Source organism: Sphingomonas echinoides ATCC 14820, assembly GCF_000241465.1.
Lineage (GTDB): Bacteria > Pseudomonadota > Alphaproteobacteria > Sphingomonadales > Sphingomonadaceae > Sphingomonas > Sphingomonas echinoides.
Window position 1 is genome coordinate 653505 of the sequence record NZ_JH584235.1, and the last position, 14992, is coordinate 668496.

The window sequence follows — 14992 nt, forward strand, 5'->3', positions numbered from 1 at the left end:
GCTTTACTGCAGCGGCAGGAACAGATCGGTGATCGCTTCGTGCTCGGGCACATCGGGGAAGAACCTTACGCGCTGGGCATAAAGCGGAAAATCACGCAGCTCTTCCCCGCTCGCCGGTAGCCAGGTGCCATAGAGAAACGCAGCGGCGGGCCGCAGATCATCGCTCCCGCCAACGATGCGCAACACCGCACACCGCCCGGCCGGAATAAGCCCGGCCTCGATACCACCGTCGGCAGCGGTGATCGTCCGGTCGGTGGCAGCGGCCACGTCCACCTGATAGTCCTCGGGCGCTACGCTGTCTGGGTCGTTATGGAAGATGGTATAGGTGGCATGGGTGGCCGCGCGCACGCCGCTCGCCTTGCGCCAATCGATGAAACGACGGATCGTCTCGCCCAGCCGCTCCGGTGCCCCCTTATGCGACAGGAACGCGACGGGAATGTCGGCTTGTTCTTGCACCACCACATCGTCGATCGAGAAATTCTGCGTCATCATCAGGCTCCGTGCTTCGGCCAGCGGCACCATTGCCGCTGCCCATGCCGCCCAGTCCGGATCCTCGCGAAATGCCGTCGGCGCTTGCCCCAACCGCTGGCGAAAGGCGCGGGCAAAGCTGTCCGGTGCCTCATAGCCAGCATCCAACGCGATATCCGTGACCGAATCCGCGCTGCGATAGGCGAGCCGCCAAGACGCCCGTTTCATCCGCGCCAATTGCACGTAGCGATGCAGCGACAACCCGAAAATGGCACTGAACTGCCGATGGAAATGATAGGGTGAGAACGCCGCCACGGCGCTCAACGTCTCCAATCCCACATCTTCGTCGAGATGACGGTCGATATAGGCCAGCACGCGCTGCATCCGCGAATGATAGTGTGCTGGATGGGTTGGGCGCTTCGACATCGCTTGGTCCTTATGGGTGGCCCAGCCGAAATAGCGGACAAGCCAATCGCGACGCTCGACCGATGTTGCGGTTGTGCGCAACGCTGCGCAAGGGATCGCGGTCGACATGTCCATCACCGCTCGACATCAGCGCGCGCCGCCCGTCAACTTTCCGATTGACGGCCGTCACGGTGCATTGCAGCTTGTCGTCAAGAATAAAAAATCGAGGAGAGTGATGATGGACCGTGCTGGGTCGTTTATCGTTGGTGCCGCGCTTGTCTTGTTTTCGGCTTTGCACATCGTGAGTGCACCCGATTATCTCAATATCCTCCCGGCTCTGGTACTGCTTTACGGGATCTTCCGCCTCGTCACCAACCGCAGCATCGCCGCGACGCTCGCCGACGAAGAGCTGTCGTTCGCACCGCCTGCCGAGGGCTGATCGGGATCGCGTCACGCGAGCCCCCCCGCTCCGTTCGTTTCGACCGAAGTCGAGAAACAGCCACACGCGTTGTGCCCGGTTTATCGCCTTCGGTCGAAACGAACGGGCAGAAGTACCCTGAGGCCGCTCTCAGCGCGCGTGAAAGAAGTCGTAAAGCTGTTGCGCGACCGCCGCGCTGACACCGGGGGCCTTTTGCAGATCCTCCAAGCTGGCGTTGCGCACCGCGCGCGCGGTGCCGAAGTGCATCAGCAATGCCTTCTTCCGCGCCGGGCCGATGCCGGGCACGTCATCGAGCGGTGACGCGCCGATCGCCTTGGCGCGCTTGGCGCGGTGCGCGCCGATCGCGAAGCGGTGGACTTCGTCGCGCAACCGCTGGAGATAGAACAGCACCGGCGCGTTGACCGGCAGCTGAAACTCGCGCCCGTCGAGCATGTGGAACACTTCGCGCCCGTCGCGCCCGTGGTGCGGGCCCTTGGCGATGCCGACCAGGCACACATCCTCGATCCCCAATTCCTCGAGCACGCCCTTCACCGCGTTAAGCTGCCCGCGTCCGCCGTCGATCAACACCAGATCGGGCCAGTCGCCCGCATCGCGATCGGGATCCTCATTCTGCGCGCGCGCAAAGCGACGGGCGAACACCTCGCGCATCATGCCGAAATCGTCGCCCGGAATGGTGTCGGGGTTCTTGATATTGAACTTGCGATACTGGCCCTTGCGGAAGCCCTCGGGCCCGGCGACCACCATCGCGCCCAGCGCATTGGTGCCTTGGATATGGCTGTTGTCGTAAATCTCGATGCGGTCGGGTGGTTCGGGCAAATCGAACAAGTCTGCCACTTCGCGCAGCAGCTTCGCCTGCGTGGTGCTCTCGGCCAGACGCCGGTCGAGCGCTTCCTCGGCATTGCGCTTGGCCTGATCGAGCAATTTGCGGCGCGTGCCGCGCTGCGGCATCGACAGCGTGACCTTGAACCCCGCCTGCCCGCCCAGCGCCTCGCCGAGCAGAACCGCCTCGTCCAGCTCGCGGTCGAGCAATACGGTGCGCGGCGGTGGGACTTCCTCGTAAAATTGCGCGAGGAAACCCGCCAGAATTTCATCCTCGGGCACATCGGCCGTGTGCGCCGGGAAGAAGCTGCGATGCCCCCAATTCTGGCCACCGCGAATGAAGAAGGCTTGGATGCCGATCACGCCATTCTTATTGGCCATCGCAAAGATATCGGCATCGCCCAGCCCCTCGGCATTGATCGCCTGGCTGCCCTGGATGAAGGTCAGCGCGCGCAGCCGATCGCGGAGGATCGCGGCGAGTTCGAAGTCCATCGCCTCGGCGGCTTCCTGCATCTGGCCACCGAGCTTGGCCTGCACCTCGGTCGATTTGCCGGCCAGGAACGCCTTCGCATCGGCGACGAGTTCGGCATAACCCGCCGCGTCGATCCGACCGACACAGGGGGCGGAGCAGCGCTTGATCTGGTAGAGCAGGCACGGACGGTCGCGGTTCTTGAAAAAGCCGTCGGTGCAGCTGCGCAGCAGGAACAGTTTTTGCAGTGCATTCAAGGTGTTGTTGACCGCGCCCGCGCTGGCGAAGGGGCCGTAATAATTGCCCTTGGCACGGCGCGCACCGCGATGTTTCTGGATCCGCGGAAAGTCATGATCGGCGCGTAACAGGATGAACGGAAACGATTTATCGTCACGCAGCAACACGTTATAGGCCGGGCGGTAGCGTTTGATCAGTTGCGCCTCGAGCAGCAGCGCTTCGGCCTCATTATTGGTCGTAACGATCGTCATCGCGCGCGTTTGCGCCACCATGCGCTGCAAACGCCGCGAAAGGCGCTCGACCTGCGTATAATTGGTGACGCGATTTTTGAGCGCGCGCGCCTTGCCGACGTACAGCACGTCCCCGCGCGCATCGAGCATACGATAGACGCCAGGCCGCGCCGGCAGCGTCGCCAGCACATTGCGGATCGCGGCGACCCCGGCATCGAGATCGGGCGTATCGCTGCCGCGAACGGTGAAGGTGGCCTTGTCTTCGTTGAAGCGCGTCGGGGCGTTGGGATCGGACATTGTCGATGATCTAGGCATTCGCGCGCCGGGACGCCACGGCTTCGTTGCTGCGCACGCCACCACACACGAAAAAGCGGCGGTGGGTTTCCCCACCGCCGCTGATAGAGGCGTTAGAGAAGGTTACTTGATCGCGGCGAGGTCAGCCTTGACCTTGGCCAGCGCCGCGTCGGTCAGCGCGCCCTGCGACAGCGGTGCGACCTGGTTGAGCGACATGCCCTTGAACGATTCGTACATCGGGTGCGCGGTGATGTTCTGCAGGTCGGTGTCGAGCACGGTCTTGCCGGCCGCGTTGGCGGCAATCGTCTCGATCGGCGTGTCGAGATCGAACTTTGCCGCGCCGGTTGCGGTTGTGGTCGTTGCGGGTGCAGCGACGGCGGGAGCCGAGGCGGCGGCCGGCGCAGGCGCCGTCTGGGCGGCGAGCGGCGCTGCAATAAAGGCGACGGCCGCGGCGATAACGACAGACTTCATGGGGACAGCCTCTTTCGAAAGGTAAGCGGCGCGAATCACCGCAAGGCCGACGATACCCCGATCAGTGGCGAAACGAAATGCACCCGCGATACTGGGCCCATTTCCGTCAGTTGAGCTTGCCCAGCCCGGCAATGGTCCGGTCGACCAGCGCCTTGTCGGCATCGGCACCGTGACGCTGCGCGATGATCGTCGCGGCGGCGCGGGTGGCCGCGTCAGCGGCGCGGGCGCGGACCTCGGCGATGGCGGTGCGTTCGGCACCGGCAATCTTGTCTTCGGCCATTGTCTGGCGGCGTGCGATCAAATCGGCGAGATCGGCCTCGGCCTTGGCCAGCATCGCGGCTGCTTCGGCTTCGGCATGGGCGACGATAGCGGCGGCATCGCCGGCGCTCGCCGCGTTACGCGCCTTGGCCTCGGCAAGCTGTGCCTCGGCTTCCGCGCGCAGCTTGGAGGCTTCCTCCAACTGGCCACGGATGGTGGCAATACGGCTGTCGAGCATGCCCGCCACCATCTTTGGCACTTTTTGCCAGATCATGATCGCGATGACGACCAGCATCGACAGCGCGACGAACATCGGCGGGGTGATGCCCATGAACGCCATTTCGTGATGCAGCTCGGTGGCCCCGGTATGCTCCATCGTCTTGACTGCTTGACCGTCAGCCATGTGCCAGCTCTGCCTTAACCTGCGTTTCGATGGTCACGCGGTCGACCGCCACGCCCGAAAGCTTAGCCACGATCTGTTCGACCGCGTCGACCGTATTGGTCTCGATCTCGGCGAGCGCCTGCACCTTTGCGGCCCCGATGCGACCGGTGGCGGCATCGAGTTGCGCGGCCAGCGCGGCGTCGCTGGTCTTCAGCTTGGCCTCGGTGCCGGCAACCGCCCGCGCCTTGGCTTCGCCGAGGGCGACGGTCGCCTTGGCACGCGCGGATTCGAGCCCCGTTTGATAATCGCGCTCGGACGCGAGCGCAGCAGCGCGCGCCGCCTCCGCCGCGGCGATGTCCCCCGCGATCCGGCCGTTACGATCTTCGATCGTCGCCTCGATCTTGGGGACCATCGCCTTGCCGATCCCGACATAGATCAGCGCGAATACGATCGCGAGCCAGAACAGCTGCGAGGCGTAAATCTCGCCAATCTGGGAAATCTGCGGCATCGGGTGCGCTCGCTCTTGCTTACTTGACGACGAAGAGGATGAGGATCGCGACGACGAACGCGATCAGACCCAGAAGTTCCGAAGCCGCGAAGCCAATGAACAGGCGGCCCTGCTGGCCGTCTGCGGCACCCGGGTTGCGCAGCGCGCCTTCGAGGAACGAACCGAACACGTTGCCCACGCCGAGCGCGGCCAGACCAACGCCGATCGCCGCGAGGCCGGCACCGATGTACATTGCAGAAGTATGATCCATGATAGGCTCCTTGAGAATTACGTAGTGAGGGTATTGAAAAGATTAGTGCAGGTGCACCGCGTCGTGCAGGTACAGCGACGTCAACAGCGCAAACACATAGGCCTGGATCGCACACACCAGCAACTCCAGTGCGCTGACCCCGACGATCATCACAAAGCTGAGCACGCTGACGACGGGCCCAAGCGCGCCGCCCGCATTGAGGCCCTGCACAACAAAGCTGCCGAACACTTCGAGCAGGATGTGCCCCGCCGTCATCGCGACGAACAGTCGCAGACCGAGCGAGAACGGGCGCACCATGAAGGAGACGAATTCGACCGGGATGATCACCGGCATCAGCCAGGCAGGCGCACCGTGCGGCACGAACAGGCTGAAGAACTTCAGGCCATGCGTCGCAAATCCGACCACCAGCACGATGCCGAAAGACAGGAACGCCAGCACCGCCGTGACGGTGATGTGGCTGGTGACCGCGAAGGTGTGCAGACCCGGCAGGATCGCGAGCGGCAGCACGCCGATGAGATTGGCGAACAGGATGAAGAAGAACAGCGAGAAGATGTAGGGCGCGAATTTCTTGCCGCCCGAGCCGATGTTCACCGTCACCATATTGTCGATGAAGCTGACCGCATCTTCTGCCGCAACCTGCCAGCGGCCGGGCACGAGCTGGCGCTTCAGGCCACCGGCCATGAACACAGCGAGCAGCACGAACACGACGATCATGAACAGCGCCGAGTTGGTGAAAGATACGTCATAGCCGAACAGATCCAGATGCCGACCCAATACGGGCTCGACCTTGAACTGTTCCATCGGATCGATTTTGCCGGCGCTCACTCCGCGCGCTCCTTCGAAATCTTGATGATGTTAAGGAACGCCCCGATCACCGCGAGCGTCAAGACGATCAGCAACGCCCAGGGCGAGGTTCCCAACCAATGGTCGAGTGCCCAGCCCATGACCCCACCGCCAAACAAGGCACCCAGCAGCAGAGTCAGCACGCGCGCGCCCTGCGAATAGCCTTTCGCCGGCGGCACCACCCCACCAGCACGCACCTGGCCAGCCGCCTTCGCCGAAGCGATGCGGGCATCCAGGTCGTTCTTCTGGTGTACGTCGGCCAAGGGGCGCTTATCCTGATAAGAAAACGCCGCCGTGCCTTTGGCACCGCGACGGTGAACATCGGGGATCGTGGGGAAAGAGCCCCGTTCACGCGCCGTTTAGGAAGGTGACCGGGGGGTGTCAACTCTTGTGGCCGATCCGGACCGCTGCCCAGCCCTCTGCCCAGCCCTCTGCGTTGCCTATCGTCTCGGCGCGCGATACTCCTTTACTTCGATGAACACGCCCCTCCCCGATCATGCCGGACATCGCGCACGACTGCGCCAGCGCTTGATCGAACAGGGCGGCGACGCGCTGCTAGACCATGAATTGGTGGAATATCTTCTGGCATTGGCGATTCCCCGGCGCGACACCAAACCGCTGGCCAAGGCCCTGCTTGCCGAATTCGGCGGGGTTGGCGGGTTGTTCAGCGCCGATCCGGAGGCATTGCTGCGCGTCCCCGGCATGGGCGAGACCTCGGTCGCGGCGATCAAGATCGTGCAAGCGACCGCGCTTCGGCTGCTGCGCGTACACGCCAGCGCGCAACCGGTGCTGGCGAGCTGGCAAGCGTTGATCGACTATCTCCACGCCGACATGGCGCACCGCACCAACGAACGGGTCCGCGTGCTGCATCTCAACACCCGCAATATGCTGATTCGCGACGAGGCGATGAGCGAGGGCTCGATCGACGAGGCGGCCCTCTATGTGCGCGAAGTCATTCGCCGCGCGATCGACCTGGGTTCGGCCGCGATCATTCTGGTGCACAATCACCCGAGCGGAGACCCCGCCCCCAGCCGCGCCGACATCGAAGTCACCCGCAAGGTCGCCGAAACGGGCAAGCGCCTCGGCATTGCCGTGCACGACCACATCATCATCGGGGCGAGCGGGCATTCCAGCCTGCGCGCGATGGGGCTGTTGTAAAACGCGGAGCGCCCGGCCGCTCCGGGGTGGAGAGCGGCGGGCGCGTGCGGCAGGCGCGGAATTAGCCCTGCTGCGACAGGAAGCCGGTCAGCTCCGATTTGCTGACCTTCTTGTTCTTGTCGGTATCGGCCTGAGCGAAGGCCTTGTTCAGCCATGCCTTGGTGGCGGGCGACGTTGCCTTGGCCGAAGGATCGCTCGCGCTTTTCAGCGCAACCATCCACGTGTCGAACTCCTTGGCGCTCAGCACGCCGTCACCATCCTTGTCATAGGTGGCAAATTCCTGGTTCACCACTTGCGCCACCTGCGGACCCGTCGCTGGCTGGGCTGCCACCGCCGAATCTGGGGCTGGGGCATTAGGCGAATCGGCGGGCGCTGCGCTCTGCGGAGTCGCCGGAGCAGGCTGAGCGGGAAGCGCTTGATCAGTCGTCGTTGGCACAGATTGCGACGTTTGCGGGCTAACCGGAGTGATCTGGGCGTCCTGGGCAAATGCCGGGGCCGCCAACGTCATTGCGCCAGCAAGTAAAGCATATTTCAACATCGGATTTCTCCTTCAGCGTGTTCATCAATCTCGTCGAACGCAACGCTTTGCATCGTCAATGGCGTTCACGGTATCAACACGCTTGCTTCCGGATCGGTCCCTTTATCGCCGATTTGAACCATCGGCTTGTCCCTGCTAACGCGCGTGTCATCGCGGACCCGTTGCGATTCCGCGATGGCCCGACTCTGCCGCATTCAAGGAAATCCGATGGTCCCCCGCTATTCCCGCCCCGACATGGTCGCGATCTGGACGCCCGAAGCGCGTTTTCAGATCTGGTTCGAGATCGAGGCGCATGCGACCGATGCGCTGGCCGAGCTGGGTGTCGTCCCCAAGGAAGCCGCCGCCGCGATCTGGGCGAAGGGCGCGTTCGAGGTCGAGCGCATCGACGAGATCGAGCGCGAGACCAAGCATGACGTGATCGCCTTCCTGACCAATGTCGCCGAACATGTCGGCCCCGAAGCGCGCTTCATGCACCAGGGCATGACCTCGTCCGACGTGCTTGATACCTGCCTTGCGGTGCAGCTGGCGCGCGCGAGCGACTTGCTGATCGCCGATCTCGATGCGTTGCTGGCGGTGCTCAAGCGCCGGGCGATCGAGCATAAATTGACCCCGACGATCGGCCGCAGCCATGGCATTCACGCCGAGCCGGTCACGTTCGGGCTCAAGCTGGCGCAAGCCTATGCCGAATTCGCCCGTAACCGCGCGCGTCTGGTCGCGGCGCGGGCCGACATCGCAACCTGCGCGATTTCGGGCGCGGTCGGCACCTTCGCCAATATCGATCCGTTCGTGGAAGCGCATGTCGCCGAGAAGCTCGGCCTGACCGTCGAGCCGGTTTCGACCCAAGTCATCCCGCGCGACCGCCACGCGATGTTCTTCGCGACGCTCGGCGTGATCGCCTCGTCGATCGAGCGGCTCGCGACCGAGATCCGCCATTTGCAGCGCACCGAAGTGCTGGAGGCCGAAGAGTTCTTCTCGCCGGGCCAAAAGGGCTCCTCGGCAATGCCGCACAAGCGCAACCCGGTGCTGACCGAAAACCTGACCGGCCTTGCGCGGATGGTGCGCGGTTATGTGACGCCAGCGCTGGAGAATGTGGCGCTGTGGCATGAGCGCGATATCTCGCACTCCTCGGTCGAGCGCTATATCGGCCCCGACGCCACGATCACGCTCGACTTCGCGCTGGCGCGGCTGACCGGGGTCATGGACAAGCTCGTCGTCTATCCTGCGCGGATGGACAAGAACCTCAACAAGATGGGTGGCCTGGTCCATTCGCAGCGCGTGCTGCTGGCGCTGACGCAAGCAGGCGTCAGCCGCGAGGACGCCTATCGCCTGGTCCAGCGCAACGCGATGAAGGTGTGGGATTCGGACGGCGCATTGTCGCTGATGGAATTGCTCAAGGCCGACCCGGAAGTGACGGCGGCGCTGTCGGTTGCGGAGATCGAGGACAAGTTCGACCTTGGCTACCACCTGAAGCATGTCGACACGATCTTTGCGCGGGTGTTCGACAACGACTGATCGACAGATTTGCACGCTTCAACGTGCAAATGCTGCACTTGCGAATGCGCGTAATAATATTGCGCGCATAAGTAACAATCTCCAAACGCCTCCCTGCCGGAACGGTCCGGCACGGAGATCCTACCATGCGCATTCTGCAAAGCCTCGCGAGCGGCCTCATCGCCGTTGCAGGCGTCGCGCTGGTGGTTGAGGTTCTTAGCCTCTAACCCATCGGCCCACCCGCCCCTTCTTCTTGACGGGGCGGCCAGGGCTGTGGGGTTGAGAGCAGATTTTCACATCTTTAGCGGAAGGCGTCCGCCAAACATCCCACCGTCACCCCGGCCCTGTGCCGGGGTCCACCGTGCCGCAAATCCTGCGCGTGCGGTTAGTGTTCCCGGCGGACCCCGGGACAAGCCCGGGGTGACGGGTGATAGCGCCGGGTTCGCCCCTTAACCCCAGGCGCTTTTCATCTTCTTGAAGAAGCCGCTGGTCTGCGGGCATTCCTTGCCGGTTTCGGTCGCGCGGAATTCCTCGAGCAATTCGCGCTGACGCGAGCTCAGGCCGGTCGGGGTTTCCACCTCGATGCGAATCACCAGATCACCGCGCCCACGCCCTTGCAGCACCGGCATCCCGGCACCACGCTGCCGCAATTCGCGCCCCGACTGCGTGCCGGCTGGAATCTTGATCGTGTGCTCCACACCATCGGGCCCGGGAATGGTGATATCCCCGCCCAGTGCTGCCGTGGTGAAGCTGATCGGCGCACGCGCAAACAACGTCGTGCCCTCGCGCTGGAACAGCGGATGCCGCGCGACGTGCAGGAAGATATAGAGGTCGCCCGGAGGAGCACCCCGCATCCCGGCCTCGCCTTCGCCGGTGAGGCGCACGCGCGTACCCTCATCGACGCCGGGCGGAATGTTGACCGTGCGCGTCTTGGTCTTTTCGACGCGGCCTTCGCCCCGGCAATTGCCGCACGGATCGGAAATGGTCTGGCCGGCACCGTGGCAGGTCGGGCAGGTGCGCTCGACCACAAAGAAACCTTGCTGCGCGCGCACTTTGCCGTGGCCGTGACAGGTATTGCAGGTCTTAGCCGCCGTACCCTTGGTCGCGCCGGTGCCGTTGCACACGTCGCACACACCGGTGACGTCGATGGTGATGTCGGTGGATTTGCCGTGGAACGCTTCCTCCAGCGTGATTTCCATGTCGTAGCGCAAATCGGCACCACGCCTTGGGCCGCTGGCACCGCCACGCTGGCCACCCATGAATTCGCCGAAGATATTCTCGAAGATATCCGAAAAGGCGCTGAAATCCTGCGGGCCGCCGCCGCCACCGCCGCCCTGTTTGAACGCGGCATGGCCATAGCGATCATAGGCCGCGCGCTTTTGCGGGTCCTTCAGGCAGTCATAGGCTTCGCTGATCGCCTTGAAGCGCGCCTCGGAATCGTTGCATCCCGGATTCTTGTCGGGGTGATAGCGCATTGCCAAGCGACGATACGAGGATTTGAGCGTGCCTTCATCGGCATCGCGCTCGCATTCCAGCAATTCGTAGAAATCGACTTCAGTGCTCATCTTGCGCCTCTAGGCCCTGTCCCGAGCGGGAGAGGGTTTGGGAGAGGGAATTATGAGGAAGCCGCAGTGCGATCTGCATCGCAGCACGGCCCCTCTCCCCGACCCTCTCCCCACATAAGGGGAGAGGGAGATAGTATCTTACGCCTTGTGATCGTCGACTTCGGAGAATTCCGCGTCGACCACGTCTTCCTTGGGCGCTTCGGCTGCGTCAGCGCTTGGCGAAGCTTCGGCTTGCGCCTGCTTCTCGTAGATCGCTTGGCCCAGCTTCATCGCGACCTGCGCGAGTGCGCCTGCCTTTTCCTTCATCGCTTCGGGATCGCCACCTTCGACGGCGGTCTTGGTCGCGGCGATCGCGGCCTCGATCTCGCCCTTCAGCGCGGCGTCGACCTTGTCCCCATTTTCGGCGAGCTGGCGCTCGGTCGTGTGAACCAGGCTCTCGGCGTTGTTCTTCGCTTCGGCGGCATCGCGGCGCTTCTTGTCGTCCTCGGCGAACTGCTCGGCATCGCGCACCATCTGCTCGATGTCGCGCTCCGACAGACCACCCGAGGCCTGGATGCGGATCTGCTGCTCCTTGCCGGTGCCCTTGTCCTTGGCCGACACATTGACCAGACCGTTAGCGTCGATGTCGAAGGTGACTTCGATCTGCGGCACGCCGCGCGGTGCCGGCGGAATGCCGACCAGGTCGAACTGGCCGAGCATCTTGTTGTCCGCCGCCATTTCGCGCTCGCCCTGGAACACGCGGATGGTAACCGCCTGCTGGTTGTCGTCTGCGGTCGAATAGGTTTGCGACTTCTTGGTCGGGATCGTGGTGTTGCGGTCGATCATGCGGGTGAACACGCCACCCAGCGTCTCAATGCCGAGCGACAGCGGCGTCACGTCGAGCAGCAGCACGTCCTTGACGTCACCCTGCAGCACGCCTGCCTGGATGGCGGCACCCATCGCCACGACCTCATCGGGGTTGACGCCCGAATGCGGTTCCTTGCCGAAAAAGTCCTTCACCACCTGGCGCACCTTGGGCATGCGGGTCATGCCGCCGACCAGCACCACTTCGCTGATGTCCGCCGCCTTGACGCCGGCATCGGCCATCGCCTTGCGGCACGGCTCGAGCGTGCGCTGGATGAGGTCATCGACCAGACGCTCCAGATCGGCGCGCGAGATCGACTTGACGAGATGCTTGGGGCCCGTCGCGTCAGCCGTGATGAACGGCAAATTGACTTCGGTCGTGGCGGCCGAGGACAGCTCGATCTTCGCCTTTTCGGCGGCTTCCTTCAGACGCTGGAGCGCCAATTTGTCCTTGGTGAGATCGATTCCTTCAGCCTTCTTGAAGTCATCCGACAGGAAATTCAGCAGCTTGTTGTCGAAATCTTCGCCGCCGAGGAAGGTATCGCCGTTGGTGGCCTTCACTTCGAACACGCCATCGCCAATCTCGAGGATCGAGATGTCGAAGGTGCCGCCGCCAAGGTCATAGACCGCGATCGTCTTGTTAGTGTCCTTGTCGAGCCCATAAGCGAGCGCGGCTGCCGTCGGCTCGTTGATGATGCGGAGCACTTCGAGACCGGCGATCTGCCCGGCGTCCTTGGTCGCCTGGCGCTGCGCGTCGTTGAAATAGGCCGGAACGGTGATGACCGCCTGGGTGACCGTCTCTCCGAGATAGGCCTCGGCGGTTTCCTTCATCTTCTGGAGCGTGAAGGCCGAGATCTGCGACGGCGAATATTCCTTGCCGCCAGCACCGACCCATGCGTCGCCATTGTTGCCGCGCACGATCTTGTACGGGACCAGTTCGGTATCCTTCTTGGTGATGGGATCGTCGAAGCGACGACCGATCAAGCGCTTCACCGCGAAGATGGTGTTTTCAGGGTTGGTCACCGCCTGGCGCTTCGCAGGCTGGCCGACCAGTCGCTCGCCATCCTTGGCGAAGGCGACGATCGACGGCGTGGTGCGCGCGCCCTCGGCGTTTTCGATGACCTTGGGCTTGCCGCCCTCCATCACCGAGACGCAGCTGTTGGTGGTGCCGAGATCGATTCCGATTACTTTTGCCATTGGTCCTCTGGGGCCCCCGTCTGTCAAAAAAATTGCCGTTCCGCCGCGCCCTTAGGATAAGCGACGCGACACTTCACTCCGGCGATATAGGGGGGCTTTCGCTTGTCGCAAGATTTCGCCGCACGTAGAGTGGCGCGATAAGTTCCCAAAGCGGGAGAAGGTGGTTGCAAATGCGAAAAATTCTGGTGTTGACCGCGCTTGCCATGGGGGGCTGCAGCCAGCCGCCGGTGCTGTCGGTCGATAAGGGGTATGTGCGGCTCGCGGCGATTCCCAGCCGTCCCGCTGCCGCCTATTTCACCATCCATGGCGGCCCCGCCGACACCACGCTCCTTTCGGTCAGCAGCGATGTCTCGGTGAAGAGCGAACTGCACGAATCGATGACGTCGGGAAACATGGCGACGATGAAGCCGATCGGCGACCTGGCGATCCCCGCTGCCTCCACCACCGTGTTCAAACCCGGCGGCAAGCATGTGATGTTGTTCGATATGAATCCGGGGATCAAACCGGGCCGCGCGGTCACGCTGACCTTCACCTTCTCCAACAACCAGCGCGTGCTATACGACGCACCGACCATCGCCGCAGGGGCCCCTGCCCCGACCGAGTGACCAGCCGTACCTTGACGGCGGGCGAGGTCGCGCTCGCCCGTAGCGTGTTTGGCGATGCGATCGACTATGCGCCGATACGGCTGGAGCAACGCAAATGGGCGTTCTTTCAGCCGCGCGAAACGGTGATGGCCCCGACCGGCACGATCCACTTTCATCCGGCAGGCACACGCTACCGTGCGGACTTCTCGTGCGGGGACCTCGACGATCAGGGGCTCCTGATCCACGAATTGACGCATATCTGGCAAAGCCAGTGCGGGATTTTCCTGCCGCTGCGCCGTCATCCCTTCTGTCGCTACCACTATGCCATCCAGCCAGGCCTGCCGCTGCACCGCTACGGTATCGAGCAGCAGGCGGAGATCGTGCGGCACACCTTCGTGCTGCGCCACGGCGGCTTCGTGCGCGGGGCGCTCCCGCTGGCGACCTATGAGAGTATTTTGCCGTTTTGAAATAATTGCCCGCAGCCCGACAACCTGTAATATTGACTGCAGGGGGGGCATGATGAAAGAAATCGACGATACCCGCATCTCTTTGGCAGTAACGCTACTGGCACTGCCTTCGATTGGCGTATTCTTTCTTAGCGATATGCTGGGATGGATCTTCGCGTGGCAGGGAGAGGTACCGATATTAGCTGCCCTTGACTCCGCAGGACAGCAAACCGAAGCCACGAGCCGCCTGTTCGTAATCGCTGCGGCCCTGGCAGGGTTTGGCCTGTCCTACCTGATTGTGCTGCGTTTTATTGAAGATCTCCGCACCGAGTTCGGCCCAGAAATGCTCGGCTGGATTTTGCGTTGGTATGGCGGTGGTATCTTGGTGGGCGCGCTCTGGGTAACCGGCGGCTACCTGCTGGTGCCAACCAGCGCCCAGCCGGGAGGTGACCTTTTGCCGAAAGCTGTTGGCTTGTTCGGGTCAATGCAGGGCGTCCCCGATAATAGTCTGCTTTACAAGTTCCAGGTTTTGGCGGTGTGCGATAGAATAGCCTTCATGGTCGCTGCCGGTATTGTCGTGACCGGCGGCATCTCCTCGCTGGTGGAATCCATCAAGCCGCTAACGGGAGAAGAAGCGTATGCGTTTCTCCTCCACCAGCGCCTTCGCTTGCGCAGTTATGTCAACGCGGCGGCGGGACTGCTGGTCATTTCGCTCCTGTTCCAGATTGCGTGGATGCGCTGGACGCTCATCGCGGCGACGCCAGCCGTGGCGGACGCAATGAGTCATCAGGTCGATGCCTGGGCGGTCTTTACTGGAGTCAGCGGTTCCATCGTGATTGCCCTCTTTGCGATCCCCGCAGCCACGATTCTGGATGCACGGGCAACGGGCACGCCGCAAACGCCGAGCGACGGGAAGACGGCACCCCTGCTCGACGCGGGCTTGCTTCCCGCCCTCGGCAAAGTATTGGTGGTTCTCGCCCCGACACTGGCCGGTGCATTGCCAACGATACTCGACTTTGCAGGAAAGGCGACCGGACTTTCTCCGAGCTAACCCGCTGACGGCCCGGAACCGGTATCAAAAACGATCCATGTTCCGC

17 protein-coding genes are annotated in these 14992 nt (G+C 63.1%); 6 read left to right on the forward strand and 11 right to left on the reverse strand.

What is annotated here, in order from left to right; genetic code table 11:
* Positions 1 to 3: 3 nt before the first annotated feature.
* Positions 4 to 894: an AraC family transcriptional regulator gene (locus tag ON00_RS03010; RefSeq protein ID WP_040601844.1), complete on the reverse strand. Its 891-nt coding sequence runs from the start codon at positions 892 to 894 to the stop codon at positions 4 to 6.
* 106 nt (positions 895 to 1000) lie between these two features.
* Here ON00_RS03010 and ON00_RS20495 point away from each other — a divergent pair, with 106 nt between their 5' ends.
* Positions 1001 to 1312, forward strand: coding sequence for a hypothetical protein (locus ON00_RS20495; RefSeq protein WP_154651269.1), 312 nt, complete (start codon positions 1001 to 1003; stop codon positions 1310 to 1312).
* A gap of 129 nt (positions 1313 to 1441) precedes the next feature.
* Here the strand turns inward: ON00_RS20495 and uvrC are convergent, their stop codons facing one another.
* The 7 genes from uvrC to ON00_RS03050 form a co-directional block, all read right to left on the reverse strand.
* A complete protein-coding gene (gene uvrC, locus ON00_RS03020; RefSeq protein WP_010403077.1) occupies positions 1442 to 3364 on the reverse strand; it encodes an excinuclease ABC subunit UvrC in 1923 nt (640 codons plus the stop codon).
* A gap of 120 nt (positions 3365 to 3484) precedes the next feature.
* Positions 3485 to 3832 (reverse strand): hypothetical protein, encoded by a 348-nt coding sequence (locus ON00_RS03025; RefSeq protein ID WP_010403079.1) that lies wholly within the window; start codon positions 3830 to 3832, stop codon positions 3485 to 3487.
* A 106-nt stretch (positions 3833 to 3938) separates the two neighbouring features.
* Positions 3939 to 4493, reverse strand: coding sequence for a F0F1 ATP synthase subunit B family protein (locus ON00_RS03030; RefSeq protein ID WP_010403080.1), 555 nt, complete (start codon positions 4491 to 4493; stop codon positions 3939 to 3941).
* On the reverse strand, positions 4486 to 4980 hold the full coding sequence (locus ON00_RS03035) for a F0F1 ATP synthase subunit B family protein (protein ID WP_010403082.1): 495 nt from the start codon (positions 4978 to 4980) through the stop codon (positions 4486 to 4488). The genes ON00_RS03030 and ON00_RS03035 overlap by 8 nt, the downstream gene beginning before the upstream one ends.
* Before the next feature lie 19 nt (positions 4981 to 4999).
* Positions 5000 to 5230 carry a F0F1 ATP synthase subunit C gene (locus ON00_RS03040; protein WP_029622390.1) on the reverse strand — a complete coding sequence of 77 codons (231 nt, stop codon included), beginning with the start codon at positions 5228 to 5230 and terminating at the stop codon, positions 5000 to 5002.
* 42 nt (positions 5231 to 5272) lie between these two features.
* Positions 5273 to 6031, reverse strand: a complete 759-nt coding sequence (locus ON00_RS03045) for a F0F1 ATP synthase subunit A (RefSeq protein WP_483475662.1) — start codon at positions 6029 to 6031, stop codon at positions 5273 to 5275.
* A gap of 20 nt (positions 6032 to 6051) precedes the next feature.
* The gene (locus ON00_RS03050) at positions 6052 to 6336 is read right to left on the reverse strand and encodes an AtpZ/AtpI family protein (RefSeq protein WP_010403084.1); all 285 of its coding nucleotides are present in this window, start codon (positions 6334 to 6336) and stop codon (positions 6052 to 6054) included.
* Positions 6337 to 6547: 211 nt separating this feature from the next.
* Between ON00_RS03050 and radC the strand changes: the two genes are divergently transcribed.
* A complete protein-coding gene (gene radC / locus ON00_RS03055) occupies positions 6548 to 7231 on the forward strand; it encodes a RadC family protein (protein ID WP_010403085.1) in 684 nt (227 codons plus the stop codon).
* Between the two features lie 61 nt (positions 7232 to 7292).
* Here the strand turns inward: radC and ON00_RS21155 are convergent, their stop codons facing one another.
* A complete protein-coding gene (locus tag ON00_RS21155; RefSeq protein WP_010403086.1) occupies positions 7293 to 7562 on the reverse strand; it encodes an EF-hand domain-containing protein in 270 nt (89 codons plus the stop codon).
* A 414-nt stretch (positions 7563 to 7976) separates the two neighbouring features.
* Here ON00_RS21155 and purB point away from each other — a divergent pair, with 414 nt between their 5' ends.
* The gene (gene purB, locus ON00_RS03065) at positions 7977 to 9281 is read left to right on the forward strand and encodes an adenylosuccinate lyase (RefSeq protein ID WP_010403087.1); all 1305 of its coding nucleotides are present in this window, start codon (positions 7977 to 7979) and stop codon (positions 9279 to 9281) included.
* A 428-nt stretch (positions 9282 to 9709) separates the two neighbouring features.
* Here purB and dnaJ read toward each other — a convergent pair whose 3' ends face one another.
* Positions 9710 to 10825, reverse strand: a complete 1116-nt coding sequence (gene dnaJ / locus ON00_RS03070) for a molecular chaperone DnaJ (protein WP_010403088.1) — start codon at positions 10823 to 10825, stop codon at positions 9710 to 9712.
* 138 nt (positions 10826 to 10963) lie between these two features.
* Entirely contained in the window at positions 10964 to 12865 is a 1902-nt protein-coding gene (gene dnaK / locus ON00_RS03075; protein WP_010403090.1) for a molecular chaperone DnaK, read from the reverse strand.
* 170 nt (positions 12866 to 13035) lie between these two features.
* Between dnaK and ON00_RS03080 the strand changes: the two genes are divergently transcribed.
* The 3 genes from ON00_RS03080 to ON00_RS03090 are packed head-to-tail and all read left to right on the forward strand — an operon-like array spanning position 13036 to position 14946.
* Positions 13036 to 13470 carry a copper chaperone PCu(A)C gene (locus ON00_RS03080; protein WP_010403091.1) on the forward strand — a complete coding sequence of 145 codons (435 nt, stop codon included), beginning with the start codon at positions 13036 to 13038 and terminating at the stop codon, positions 13468 to 13470.
* The gene (locus ON00_RS03085; RefSeq protein ID WP_010403092.1) at positions 13467 to 13916 is read left to right on the forward strand and encodes a hypothetical protein; all 450 of its coding nucleotides are present in this window, start codon (positions 13467 to 13469) and stop codon (positions 13914 to 13916) included. The genes ON00_RS03080 and ON00_RS03085 overlap by 4 nt, the downstream gene beginning before the upstream one ends.
* A 49-nt stretch (positions 13917 to 13965) precedes the next feature.
* On the forward strand, positions 13966 to 14946 hold the full coding sequence (locus ON00_RS03090; protein WP_010403093.1) for a hypothetical protein: 981 nt from the start codon (positions 13966 to 13968) through the stop codon (positions 14944 to 14946).
* The last annotated feature ends 46 nt before the right edge of the window (positions 14947 to 14992 follow it).

Excerpts from the sequence above, each read along its gene's own strand:
- ON00_RS03010 (WP_040601844.1), bottom strand. The coding sequence starts at position 894 with ATGTCGAAGCGCCCAACCCATCCAGCACACTATCATTCGCGGATGCAG.
- ON00_RS20495 (WP_154651269.1), top strand. The coding sequence starts at position 1,001 with ATGTCCATCACCGCTCGACATCAGCGCGCGCCGCCCGTCAACTTTCCG.
- uvrC (WP_010403077.1), bottom strand. The coding sequence starts at position 3,364 with ATGTCCGATCCCAACGCCCCGACGCGCTTCAACGAAGACAAGGCCACC.
- ON00_RS03025 (WP_010403079.1), bottom strand. The coding sequence starts at position 3,832 with ATGAAGTCTGTCGTTATCGCCGCGGCCGTCGCCTTTATTGCAGCGCCG.
- ON00_RS03030 (WP_010403080.1), bottom strand. The coding sequence starts at position 4,493 with ATGGCTGACGGTCAAGCAGTCAAGACGATGGAGCATACCGGGGCCACC.
- ON00_RS03035 (WP_010403082.1), bottom strand. The coding sequence starts at position 4,980 with ATGCCGCAGATTTCCCAGATTGGCGAGATTTACGCCTCGCAGCTGTTC.
- ON00_RS03040 (WP_029622390.1), bottom strand. The coding sequence starts at position 5,230 with ATGGATCATACTTCTGCAATGTACATCGGTGCCGGCCTCGCGGCGATC.
- ON00_RS03045 (WP_483475662.1), bottom strand. The coding sequence starts at position 6,031 with ATGGAACAGTTCAAGGTCGAGCCCGTATTGGGTCGGCATCTGGATCTG.
- radC (WP_010403085.1), top strand. The coding sequence starts at position 6,548 with ATGAACACGCCCCTCCCCGATCATGCCGGACATCGCGCACGACTGCGC.
- purB (WP_010403087.1), top strand. The coding sequence starts at position 7,977 with ATGGTCCCCCGCTATTCCCGCCCCGACATGGTCGCGATCTGGACGCCC.
- dnaJ (WP_010403088.1), bottom strand. The coding sequence starts at position 10,825 with ATGAGCACTGAAGTCGATTTCTACGAATTGCTGGAATGCGAGCGCGAT.
- dnaK (WP_010403090.1), bottom strand. The coding sequence starts at position 12,865 with ATGGCAAAAGTAATCGGAATCGATCTCGGCACCACCAACAGCTGCGTC.
- ON00_RS03080 (WP_010403091.1), top strand. The coding sequence starts at position 13,036 with ATGCGAAAAATTCTGGTGTTGACCGCGCTTGCCATGGGGGGCTGCAGC.
- ON00_RS03090 (WP_010403093.1), top strand. The coding sequence starts at position 13,966 with ATGATGAAAGAAATCGACGATACCCGCATCTCTTTGGCAGTAACGCTA.